Origin of the sequence: Corynebacterium vitaeruminis, assembly GCF_001054325.1 — a bacterium.
Taxonomy (GTDB): domain Bacteria; phylum Actinomycetota; class Actinomycetes; order Mycobacteriales; family Mycobacteriaceae; genus Corynebacterium; species Corynebacterium vitaeruminis_A.
This window is the reverse complement of record NZ_JVVM01000032.1, coordinates 1-11011: the sequence shown is the minus strand read 5'-3', so window position 1 is coordinate 11011 and position 11011 is coordinate 1. Positions and strand designations below refer to the sequence as shown.

Here is an 11011-nt window from a genome sequence, read left to right as displayed (position 1 = left end):
CGCCGCCCTGTCACGGCGGAGGTCGCGGGTTCAAGTCCCGTCAGGGTCGCAATTCTAAACACCAGTTCCGGTTGGAGCTGGTGTTTTTGCTTTTGGTTAGTGGTGTGCTGGGTGTCGGTGGGGGCAAAAAGTGTGTCTGATTCTCAAGATAGTGACTGGTCAGCCTCCAACTGCGGCAGCTCCACAACCCAGGGTTAAGTAGCAAAACTGATCGCCCGAAAAATTACGGGCTGCAAATGTGAAACTGTGCGAATTTATGACACTTTCAGGCCAGTTTACGGGCCATTTTTGACATAAACGCAGTCAGTAACTCGCATTAAGGGCTAAGTGGCAAAAAGGGTCCACCCGGCGACATGCTGAGCGGACATACTTTGGTCTATTAACCCGTAGCTGCCACCGGGGGCGCCACAGTCTAGGTTGCCCCGAGCCCCCGGGGTTCGGATGTCAGTTTTCAACTTAAAATATCTGCCATGAACTGGCGATTTGCTTATGTTTGGCGCGGTTCTGTAGAGTAACAACTCGTGCACAGCGCTGGTAAGCCAGAAAGTTGAGCACGGTATTTAAGGCCCTGTGGCGCAGTTGGTTAGCGCGCCGCCCTGTCACGGCGGAGGTCGCGGGTTCAAGTCCCGTCAGGGTCGCCACTTGATTAATTTCAAGTCTGGCCAGATAGCTCAGTCGGTAGAGCGTCCGCCTGAAAAGTGGAAGGTCAGCGGTTCGATCCCGCTTCTGGCCACAATTTATCCCCAGTCCGGTAACGGGTTGGGGATTCTTTGTTTTATCAGGTGCTTGTCGCTGGGCTCGTCGTAAAGCAAAGTGCGTTGAGTCGAACGAAAACCTTAAAGTGGGGGAAATTAAACCGCGTACACGCCCTAGCGGATAGGATGTTGTGCATGAGTAAGGAATTCGCCTCAGCAGGAACGCTGTCCCATGATGAGACATTGCCGTGGGTCGTGCGCATCTTCGTCTACACGGATGCTGCGGGCAGTCAATCGGCTGCTGAGAAGGTTCGTGGGGTGCTCACGGAGCTGATTCCGGATCAGGAAGTCAACGTCTACGAGGATGTCATGCCTGACGTGGGGCGCACTTCCTCTCTCGCTGATTTGTGGGCGGAGGCAAACCCGGGCATGGATCCGGGGGATCGTAAGCGTTACCGCATCAGCGTGGTGGCTCCGGGTCTGTCCCACTGTGAATTGGCGGATCTCGCAGGCCCGCTCGCTGAGGCCGTCAGCCCGGGGTGGGTAGAAGGTGAGGCTGCGACCAAGGTCGCGAAGGGCGATGTCCCGTGCCGTGTCGCTGTCGGGCGTGCCGACGAGCACCCGGGCGAACCCCCTCTAGTGCAGAACTAGCCAAGATTCGGAATTAATCTGAAGTGAGAGCTGTTAGTTGGGTTACATCCTAAGAGTCGTTTGCAATGACGACGCTTCAAGATCACGAGAGGGAAGTGACTCCGAAAATGGCACACACTATTTCGCATGATGAGGCCGGTCAGCGCTACGTTCTTACTGTAGAGGGGCAGGAGGCTGGCTTCGCCGCTTACACCCCGGTGGAAGGCGCGCTGGATTTTGACCATACGGTTGTTGACAACAAGTTCCGCGGTCAGGGGCTATCCAAGCCGCTTATCGCAGGAGCCCTGGATGATGTCCGGAAGAACAACCGCAAGATTCGCACCAGTTGCTCCGCTGTTGCCCGGTTCGTGAAGAAGAGCCCGGAGTACCAGGATCTGCTGGCTGACTAGTCGCCAAAATAGTTAAAAGAAAATGGCAAAGAAACCGACCGGCTGCTCACGATAGAAAGAGCAGCCGGTCGGCTTTTGTATGTAGAGCTAGTTTTAGGACCGAGCTAGATAAAGTCCCCGTCACCTTGGACGTAAACCGCCGGATCGCACAACGGCTTGTGTTCGCCGGGCTTGGCCGGGCGTACGCGGCCCGGAATTCCTATCACGATGGAATCGGGTGGGCAGCTGTGGGTGACCACGGAGTTGGCGCCAATCGACGAGCCAGCACCAATAGTGATCGGGCCAAGGACTTTTGCACCTGCGCCGACGGTGACGTTGTCCTCCAGCGTGGGGTGGCGCTTGACCTTCTCCAGCGAGCGACCACCGAGGGTCACGCCGTGGTAGAGCATGCAGCCGTCACCGATCTCTGCGGTTTCACCAATGACAATTCCCATGCCGTGGTCGATGAAGAACCGGCGACCAATTTGGGCACCCGGGTGAATCTCAATACCAGTCAACCAACGGGCAAATTGTGCGAGGACTCGTGCAATGCCCTTGAAAATCCCACCGCGCTTCCAGAGGCGGTGCGAGAATCGGTGAATCCAGATTGCGTGTAGGCCGGAGTAGACAATGGCATTTTCTACGTCACTACGTGCAGCTGGATCATGCGCACGGGCATTGTCCAGATCCTCTTTGAGGATTCGGAAAAAGTCACTCATGGCCGTTAATTCTATCTGGTCGGAAGTGGGAACAACGCAAAAACCCGCTTGCCGACGGAAAACTGCCAGCTAGCGGGCTTTGCGGAAAAGGTTAAGGGCGCTTATAGCGCTTGGTTTAGTCGCGCAGATCCTCGTAAAGGATGGAGGAGACGTAGCGCTCTCCGAAGTCAGGAACAATCACGACGATGTTCTTGCCCTCAGCCTCCGGGCGGGCTGCAATCTCGAGTGCGGCCTTGATGTTTGCACCGGCGGAAATGCCACCGAGGATACCTTCGGCTGCAGCGACCTTGCGGGAGACCTCAATAGCGTCCTCGTTGGTAACCGCAATGATCTCGTCGAGAAGCTCCTGATCGAGAACCTCTGGGACGAAGTTAGCGCCCAGACCCTGAATCTTGTGCGGGCCGGCGGTGCCCTCAGTCAGTAGCGGGGAGGCCTTCGGCTCGACAGCAACCAGCTTGATGTCCGAGTTGTGCTTCTTCAGCGTGCGGCCAGCACCGGTAATGGTGCCGCCGGTGCCGACACCAGCGACGAAGTAATCAACCTTGCCGCTGGTAGCTTCCCAGATTTCCTCACCGGTAGTTGCCTCGTGGATAGCCGGGTTGGCCGGGTTGGCGAACTGGGAGGCCAGGATTGCATTGTCGGTATTAGCCACGATCTCGTTAGCCTTATCGACCGCACCGCGCATGCCATCCGCACCCGGGGTGAGTACAAGCTCAGCGCCGAATGCGCGCAGAACGACGCGGCGCTCCTGGCTCATAGTGTCCGGCATGGTGAGGATAACCTTGTAACCGCGGGCTGCGCCGACCATAGCGAGGGCGATACCGGTGTTGCCGGAGGTGCCCTCCACAATGGTGCCGCCCGGCTTGAGCTCGCCAGAGCGCTCAGCGGCGTCAATAATTGCGTTGCCGATGCGGTCCTTGACCGAGTTGGCAGGGTTGTAAAACTCCAGCTTGGCAATCACGTTGCCCGGCAGGCCCTCGGTAACACGGTTGAGCTTAACCAGCGGGGTGTTGCCAATCAGTTCAGTGACATCGTTATAAATAGTCATTAATCTTATCCATTCTGGAAATCACAGAGGACTTCCTAATGAGTGTTCGTACGTAGCCGTAGTGTACGCCTGATGCTGCAATTAGTACAGACCAGTTCGTCTATTTTGGGGATTGCGTGGGGAAGGGGGCTATTAATTCCTGCGCAGGCGCCGTTGCTGTCACCGCTACAGCTGCCGTTGCGGTCGCCGTTGCAGCCGCCCTCTGTCACCGCACTTGCCCTGTCTCCGCCACGTTAACGCCATGCCATTGCCTTGGCCAGAGTCTTCACCTCCATTGTGAGGGTAAAGAACATTAAAGTTTCTTAGATTCCACTATTCTGGGACTTGATTTACGGTGCACGGGAATGCCTTGCAAATAGGCAGCGGCCCTCGCCACTGTGATTGGGTGCGATTGCGGCAGTTGTCTGCGCAGCGGTTATCTTCGATAACCGACGATGCAGCTAATGGGCCAGACAATCGCGGTGCGTCGTCTAAGCCACTCAGGGGACTCAAGCCTTTGGGGAAGGGAGGCGGGGCATTACTGGGAAGCAAAAGAGCTTTCCTCAGCCCATCAGCCAGGAGACCGACTGTAAATCATCCAATTCGCACCCGCGTATTGGCGGTCGAGCGGTGCTGTCGAGGTGAATAGTGCCGCAGAAAGAAGATTTACATCATGCATATCGCTGAGGGATTTCTCCCAGCTACTCACTGCATTGGGTGGGGTGTAGCTGCCGCTCCCTTTGTCATCCACGGCGCAGTTCAGGTCAAGCGCACTATGAAGGAGCATCCCGGTAGTGGCATGCTGCTCGGCGCTGCTGGCGCGTTTACTTTCGTGCTCTCCGCCATCAAAATTCCGTCCGTGACGGGCTCTACTTCGCACCCAACTGGTACCGGTTTTGGTGCCGTAATCTTCAAACCTCCGGTGATGGCGCTGCTTGGCTCCATCGTGTTGCTCTTCCAATCAATCTTGCTCGCGCACGGCGGCATTACGACGCTTGGTGCGAACATCTTCTCCATGGCAATCGTGGGCCCGTGGGTCGGCTACGCCTTCTACGTATTGACCCGAAAGCTCGGCGGTGGCCTGCTACCAGGTGTCTTCATGGCAGCGTTCTTCGCTGACCTCTCCACTTACGCCGTGACCTCCATGCAGCTCGCTCTTGCACACCCGGCAAACCCGGGCGGCGTTGGTGGCGCGCTGGCAACTTTCCTGGGGCTCTTCGCTATCACGCAGATTCCGCTAGCAATCATTGAGGCGCTGGTCACCGTTATCCTCATGCGCACACTGCTGGCAGTAGCACACTCCGAGCTTCTCGACCTCGGCTTCCTGTCTCGCTTCGGCGATGCACCGGCACCGGAGGCTAAGGCTGCAGATGCCACGACCGACGCTGTTGCAGAATCTGCCGCTTCTCAGGATGCTGCAGCTGCCTCCGTATCCGGTCAGAAGCAGTAGCCGTCGTCAAGCGAAAAGAAGCGAAAGAGAGCACGATTATGAATGCAAAAAACACGGCACAGACTGTAGCCACACAGACGGCGAGCCAGCCGAAGAAAAACTCCGTGTGGGTCAGCATTGGCCTCTTTGTCCTGGTTGTCCTGATCGCCATGTTCCCGCTGTTCTTCAACTACGGGGACGACGACGCCGAGGAGCCGTTCGCAGGCACCGATGCCACCGCGACGGAGACAATTCAGGAAATTGACCCGGATTACGAGCCATGGTTCGAGCCACTCGTAGGCGAACTGCCAGGTGAGGTGGAGTCAGGACTGTTTGCGCTTCAGGCTGTTATCGGTGCTGGCGTACTGTTCTACGTTATTGGCTACTACCGAGGGAAGGCTGCTGCGCGCACTGACAAGCGCGAGAAAGAGTAGTGAATGCGCTAGAAGCCGCAGCGGCGCGCAGCGCTTGGGCGCGCCGCAATGTCGGTGAAAAAATTCTGCTGCTCGGAGGGCTGCTAATTCTGGCGGTTGCGCTTCCGCCAATCCCCTTTGCGCCAATTATTGCGGTCATCGCCTGGAGCATTGCGTATATCGCCCGGGTGCCACGCAAGCTGTATGTGGCAATGGTGTTGGCGCCGGCGGCTTTTGTGCTCGTCGGCGCATTTCCGCTCTTAGTGGCGCTTACCTCCGACGGCCTTGAGTGGTCGCCGGATGGTCCGTTGCGAATGGCGCAGGTTGTGATGCGTTCGTTTGCGGGTATTAGCTGCACGATGGTCTTTGCGCTGACCACTCCGATTTCGGAACTTATTGCGTGGCTGGATAAGCACGGCATGCCTCGGTATCTCACTTACCTCGCCGAGGTGATTTACCGAATGACCGGCGTGCTGATTCACTCCGCGCGCTCGATGACGGAGGCCCAAGCACGGCGTCTGGGACATTCCACGCGCCGGGCAATGATTCGCGATGCTGCGGCACAGTCCGCCAGCCTCTTTGTCATCGCTTTTACCCGCGCGCGCAAGATGCAAGAGGGAATCGAGTTGCGTGCCGATCCGAGCGCGATGAAAGTACTAGTGATTTCGCGGCCCAGGCAGCCGAAGTTCATCGCGATATCCAGTGCATTACTGTTGTCGTTGATTGCAGCCTGGGCACTGCTGAAATGGGGTGTATAAGAATGCCGATTGGCAGGAAGAATAGTGCTGGTTCCGCGCAGAGTACTAGCGGCGCAATTGTGGAAGCGACCGCCGTCACATACGCCTACGACGAAACCCACGTCCTGAAAGGCGTGGATCTGACAATTTCGGCGGGGGAACGCCTGGCGCTGCTGGGCGCAAACGGTTCGGGCAAGTCCACGCTGCTGCGGATGCTCGCGGGAGCGTTCAAACCGGATACCGGCGAGGTTCGTCTCGATGGTGCCGCCTACGAGTACTCCCGTCGCGGCCGCAATACGGTCCGGCGCTCAGTGCAGATGGTCACGCAGGATCCGGACGAGCAGATCTTCGCGGCCAGTGTGTTTGCGGACGTCTCGTTCGGTCCCGTCAACATGGGGTTGGAGAATGAGGAAGTCGAGCGGCGCGTCCGGGAGGCTCTCGTCACCGCTGAAATCGCCGATCTCGCCGAACGCGTCCCGCATCAGCTTTCCTATGGCCAGCGCAAACGTGTCGCTCTCGCAGGCGCACTGGCAATGCACCCGCGCGTGCTGCTTCTCGACGAACCCTCCGCCGGCCTCGATCCGCAGGCGACCCGAAAGCTTGCGCACACGCTCGATCAATTGCGCAATCAGGACACGGCGGTTGTCGTCGCCACGCATGACATCGACTTCGCATGGAATTTCGCCGATAGGGCGGCAGTGCTTGCCGACGGTAAACTGCGCGTCGGTTCCAAAGAGGAAATTTTGGCAAATCAGAGTTTGGTTGAAGAAGCTCGATTGACTTTGCCCTGGGCGCCTGTGGTCTCCAAGACGATTGGTCGGGATGTTCTCTATCCAGAGGATGTCTAGGGGAGCGGTTTGGTTGTTGAATGGTGCATTGATATGTGCAGCTAAACCAAGCTAAAAACGAAAAACGCCCGCGGGCAGGGCGTAATGCCTATAAAAATAGGCCTAGAAATATAGGCGAAGCTGTCGCATTTCTTCGCTTCCATTTCACGTCACACCTGTCCGCGGGCGATCTCCGTGGCCGTGGCACCTTGCAGGAGCCCCGGCGCATCAGGCAGGTATTCGGACTTCCTGGCGTGACCAACAATAAGGGGATGACGACTGCCGCTTGCTTCAATGCCTACGCGCAGAACCTTATTATCGATTTTCCTACTTTTCACCGCTTCCCAAGGCTGAAACAACCTCAGTGCCGTTGGCGAATTTCGTTCCAGATTACCGCTGCGGGACAGTTCCGGAATTGCACCGGATTCCCTCTTGCGTCTGCTGTGCACCACCTCTGAATGACCACGTGGAGGACGTAGCATTAAAGATGGAACTCAACAAAACCTGTTGCAGTGATAACAATAGCGCAATGAACTAAATAAGCGAAGGTCTTTTTCGAAAATGTCCGCTTTGGGGGTAAAACGTCATTTTCCACCCGCTGTTAGCGATATTTACGCTGTTCCATGACGGAAAAATAGCTACCCCTACTTTGTATTTTTGTGGCAATCGCGGGGCTAATGACAGCCTTCATTCAGGCGTTTTCTTTATGTACTTGTAGAGAAACCTAGTTGTTTCCTAAGATTATGTGACGGATGCCTTAATGCAGGTGTACCCGTTCGGAGGGTACTATCTACTTTGTACGGTTTACAGCCCCCGAAAGGGTCAGTAGCCGCTGAGCGGTAGTTGGCCATTTCGTCGGATTGTAAGTCGGCGCGAAGTCACAGGCTGAGGGTGCCCCCGTGGGTGCCAGTGAAGCAATTTGCCCGTTACGCAGGAGGACGCGAGATGGATCCCCACCGCATTCTGGACGACAATGAGGTTATTAAGTCGTCCTTGGTCGCTCTAAAGAATGCGACTGGTATTCCGGTCACAATGTATGCGGAAGTCACCGATAACTCGAAGATGCAGATTAACAACTGGGTTGGTCTGCGCACCCCAGCTCTGCAGAATCTGACTGTGGAGTCGGGCGCGGGTGTTGGTGGTCGCGTCTTGGCCACGCGCCGCCCGGTGGGTGTCAGTGATTACCTGCGCGCCAAGGTTATTACCCATGAGTATGACGACAAGATTCGCGATGAGGGCCTGCACTCGCTGGTCGCCGTGCCGGTGATCGTTTCGCGTCTCGTTCGAGGTGTGCTCTACGGTGGCGTGCACTCATCGGTGCGCCTGGGGGACAAGGTTCTTGAAGAGGTCACTATGACCGCGCGGTGCCTGGAACAGGACCTGGCGGTCGTCGATGCCTGCCGCAACATGGATCGCTCCGGCAACGGCAAGGGCGGCCGAATTATGAATGGTGCCGAGTGGGAGCAGGTTCGCTCCACGCACTCGAAGCTGCGCATGCTCGCCAACCGCGTGGACGACGAGAAGCTGCGCCAGGAGCTCGAGGTGCTCTGCGATCAGATGGTCACCCCGGTCCGCGTCAAGCAGACCACCAAGCTCTCGGCTCGTGAGCTGGACGTTCTCGCTTGTGTTGCTCTCGGCCACACCAACGTGGAAGCCGCAGAAGAAATGGGCATCGGCGCCGAGACCGTTAAGTCCTACCTCCGTTCCGTTATGCGCAAGCTGGGCGCCCACACTCGCTACGAGGCCGTTAACGCAGCCCGTCGCATCGGCGCACTGCCGTAAACTGCTTGACGACGGGCACCGCGTCCAACCCCGCAGATGCTCTAGGTAGTCTTAGCCGCCATGCGGCTAGCGCCGCGCTCCTAGCAAACTTGGCTAGCGAGCGCGGCGCTTTTTCGCATCCAGGGCCGCTTGGCGCTCATCTTCGCGTTCGCCACCGGGAACCCACTTGATGTCGTTGCCGTCATTGGCCACCCGCGAAAGAATAAACAACAGGTCAGACAAGCGATTGAGATACTTCGCCGGTAGAACTGAGGTTGTTTCCGGAAACTCGCGGCAGGCAGCCCATGCCGCGCGTTCGGCCCGACGAGTAATCACTCGAGCGGTGTGTAATAGTGCCGCAGCTGGGGTGCCCCCAGGGAGGATGAACGAATCCAATTTCGGCAGTTGTTCATTGAACTGGTCGCACCAGTGCTCGAGTCGCTCGATGTAATCCGGCTCAATGCGCAGCGGTGGATACTTTGGATTTTCTTCAATGGGGGTTGCCAGGTCTGCTCCGGCATCAAAGAGGTCATTTTGTACGTAGCGGATGACGGCCGAGACTTCGTCGTCAAGCGTGCCCAGGCTGAGCGCCTGGCCGAGTGCGGCGTTGGTCTCCTCGCACGTGGCGTAGGCGATGAGGCGGGAATCGTCCTTGGGGACGCGGCTGAAATCGGACAATCCGGTGGTGCCGTCGTCGCCGGTGCGAGTGTAAATGCGGGTTAGGTGAACGCTCATAGTCTCAAGCCTAAGCGCTATATTGTGAAATGTGGTTGGCTGGGGGAGTGGGAAATGAGCGATTTCTGGTTAAAGGCGGAGCGACGCTAAACGGTCAGGTTCAGGTTTCCGGGGCGAAGAACTCGGTCCTGAAGCTGATGGGGGCGGCGCTGCTCGCCGAGGGCACGACAGTACTGACAAACTGCCCTGAAATTGACGACGTGCCATTGATGCAGAAGGTCCTCGAAGGGCTTGGCTGCTCTGTGGTGCGCGAGGGTGACCGGATTGAGATTACGGTGCCCGAAAAACTCTCGCATCACGCCGATTTCGATGCTGTGCGCCAGTTCCGCGCTTCGGTCTGCGTGCTTGGGCCGCTGACGGCACGTACTCTTAATGCGATTGTCGCGCTACCCGGCGGTGACGCGATTGGTTCGCGTCCGCTGGACATGCACCAAGCTGGCCTGGAGAAATTGGGCGCGCGTACCTATATTCACCACGGTTGCGTGGTGGCTGAGGCGGATCGACTCAAGGGTGCGAATATCAAACTGGACTTCCCGTCTGTCGGTGCGACCGAGAATATTCTGACGGCTGCCGTTCTGGCTGAAGGCACGACCGTGCTGGATAACGCTGCCCGTGAGCCCGAAATTGTCGATCTGTGCGAGATGCTCATGGAGATGGGTGCGAAAATCTCCGGTGCAGGATCCAACACCATTACGGTTGAGGGCGTCGAGAAGCTTCACCCGACTGAGCACAAGGTCGTCGGTGACCGAATTATTGCAGGGACCTGGGCTTATGCTGCTGCAATGACCGGCGGCGATATTACTGTCATCGGTATCAATCCAAAGTACCTGCACCTTCCCCTGGAAAAGCTGAAGAACGCAGGCGCCCAGGTCGAAACCTATCCGCAGGGCTTCCGCGTGCGCATGGATGGACGTCCGCAGGGCGTGAACTACCAAACGCTGCCATACCCGGGCTTCCCGACGGACATGCAGCCCATGGCTATCGCTCTGTCCGCGGTGTCCGAAGGAACATCGGTACTTACCGAGAACGTTTTTGAGTCGCGCTTCCGGTTTGTCGACGAGATGATTCGCCTTGGCACTGACGCCACCATCGATGGACACCATGTGATGATTCGCGGGAAGGAAACACTGAGCTCGGCACCTGTCTGGTCTTCCGATATTCGCGCCGGAGCTGGCCTAGTGCTTGCTGGGCTGTGTACTGAAGAGGGGGACGTCACTGAGGTGCACGATGTCTATCACATCGACCGCGGTTACCCGGGCTTCGTAGAGACACTCAATTCTATTGGCGCATCGGTTGAACGGGTTAGCTAGTGATTGTTGGCTAATAGCTAGGTGCGCGTTGCGGAAAGCCATCGCAAGTCTTCGGTTCTGGATGTTTCAGAACTATTAGGCGGGATTCTCCAGTTGGACTTGTGATGGTTTTTGGTGCTTTACCTGGAGTTTTGTGTCTTTGGTGGGGTGTGTGTAATGTATTCGGAGGTCAGCGCGGCCGGGCAGTTGTTGTTTGGTTGGCTGATGTGGGGGAAATGTTTTCGTGCGGTTAGCCGCTGGGAGTCGTTGGTTTGACTTTCTGGTTAATTGTTTGTTAATGTTTTCTTCCGCTGCTCACGGGGTGGCTGCTGCTTGGTTGTGGTGGTTGTTTTGTGGGTG

Annotated in this window: 11 protein-coding genes, 2 tRNA genes and 2 riboswitches; of the genes, 10 read left to right on the top strand and 3 right to left on the bottom strand. The window is 57.2% G+C overall.

Annotated features, from left to right (window positions below; genetic code table 11):
• The first annotated feature begins 564 nt into the window (after positions 1–564).
• From ADA16_RS09790 to ADA16_RS09775, 4 genes are all read left to right on the top strand, one after another.
• Positions 565–641, top strand: a tRNA-Asp gene (locus ADA16_RS09790).
• Between the two features lie 19 nt (positions 642–660).
• Positions 661–733 (top strand) — tRNA-Phe (locus ADA16_RS09785).
• Between the two features lie 157 nt (positions 734–890).
• Positions 891–1346 (top strand): hypothetical protein, encoded by a 456-nt coding sequence (locus ADA16_RS09780; protein WP_048761510.1) that lies wholly within the window; start codon positions 891–893, stop codon positions 1344–1346.
• Positions 1347–1453: 107 nt separating this feature from the next.
• A complete protein-coding gene (locus tag ADA16_RS09775) occupies positions 1454–1735 on the top strand; it encodes a GNAT family N-acetyltransferase (RefSeq protein ID WP_048761507.1) in 282 nt (93 codons plus the stop codon).
• 104 nt (positions 1736–1839) lie between these two features.
• On the opposite strand, the gene epsC is transcribed toward ADA16_RS09775, so the two are convergent.
• Together epsC and cysK are read right to left on the bottom strand one after the other, a co-directional pair.
• Positions 1840–2433: a serine O-acetyltransferase EpsC gene (gene epsC, locus ADA16_RS09770; RefSeq protein ID WP_048761503.1), complete on the bottom strand. Its 594-nt coding sequence runs from the start codon at positions 2431–2433 to the stop codon at positions 1840–1842.
• Between the two features lie 115 nt (positions 2434–2548).
• Positions 2549–3481 carry a cysteine synthase A gene (gene cysK / locus ADA16_RS09765; protein ID WP_048761501.1) on the bottom strand — a complete coding sequence of 311 codons (933 nt, stop codon included), beginning with the start codon at positions 3479–3481 and terminating at the stop codon, positions 2549–2551.
• 315 nt (positions 3482–3796) lie between these two features.
• Positions 3797–4066: riboswitch (cobalamin riboswitch) on the top strand.
• Between the two features lie 67 nt (positions 4067–4133).
• Between cysK and ADA16_RS09760 the strand changes: the two genes are divergently transcribed.
• The 5 genes from ADA16_RS09760 (at position 4134) to ramA (ending at position 8648) form a co-directional block, all read left to right on the top strand.
• Positions 4134–4910 (top strand): energy-coupling factor ABC transporter permease, encoded by a 777-nt coding sequence (locus tag ADA16_RS09760; protein ID WP_048761499.1) that lies wholly within the window; start codon positions 4134–4136, stop codon positions 4908–4910.
• 38 nt (positions 4911–4948) lie between these two features.
• Positions 4949–5323: an energy-coupling factor ABC transporter substrate-binding protein gene (locus ADA16_RS09755; RefSeq protein ID WP_048761495.1), complete on the top strand. Its 375-nt coding sequence runs from the start codon at positions 4949–4951 to the stop codon at positions 5321–5323.
• Positions 5323–6060 carry a cobalt ECF transporter T component CbiQ gene (cbiQ, locus tag ADA16_RS09750; RefSeq protein WP_048761492.1) on the top strand — a complete coding sequence of 246 codons (738 nt, stop codon included), beginning with the start codon at positions 5323–5325 and terminating at the stop codon, positions 6058–6060. The genes ADA16_RS09755 and cbiQ overlap by 1 nt, the downstream gene beginning before the upstream one ends.
• A 2-nt stretch (positions 6061–6062) precedes the next feature.
• The gene (locus ADA16_RS09745; RefSeq protein WP_048761488.1) at positions 6063–6887 is read left to right on the top strand and encodes an energy-coupling factor ABC transporter ATP-binding protein; all 825 of its coding nucleotides are present in this window, start codon (positions 6063–6065) and stop codon (positions 6885–6887) included.
• A 193-nt stretch (positions 6888–7080) separates the two neighbouring features.
• A riboswitch (cobalamin riboswitch) is annotated at positions 7081–7339 on the bottom strand.
• 472 nt (positions 7340–7811) lie between these two features.
• Positions 7812–8648, top strand: a complete 837-nt coding sequence (gene ramA / locus ADA16_RS09740) for an acetate metabolism transcriptional regulator RamA (protein ID WP_005511953.1) — start codon at positions 7812–7814, stop codon at positions 8646–8648.
• A 93-nt stretch (positions 8649–8741) separates the two neighbouring features.
• Here the strand turns inward: ramA and ADA16_RS09735 are convergent, their stop codons facing one another.
• Positions 8742–9362, bottom strand: coding sequence for a cob(I)yrinic acid a,c-diamide adenosyltransferase (locus tag ADA16_RS09735; RefSeq protein WP_048761486.1), 621 nt, complete (start codon positions 9360–9362; stop codon positions 8742–8744).
• Positions 9363–9409: 47 nt separating this feature from the next.
• On the opposite strand from ADA16_RS09735, the gene murA reads away from it, so the two are divergent.
• Positions 9410–10672 (top strand): UDP-N-acetylglucosamine 1-carboxyvinyltransferase, encoded by a 1263-nt coding sequence (murA, locus tag ADA16_RS09730; protein WP_239659438.1) that lies wholly within the window; start codon positions 9410–9412, stop codon positions 10670–10672.
• Positions 10673–11011 lie beyond the last annotated feature (339 nt).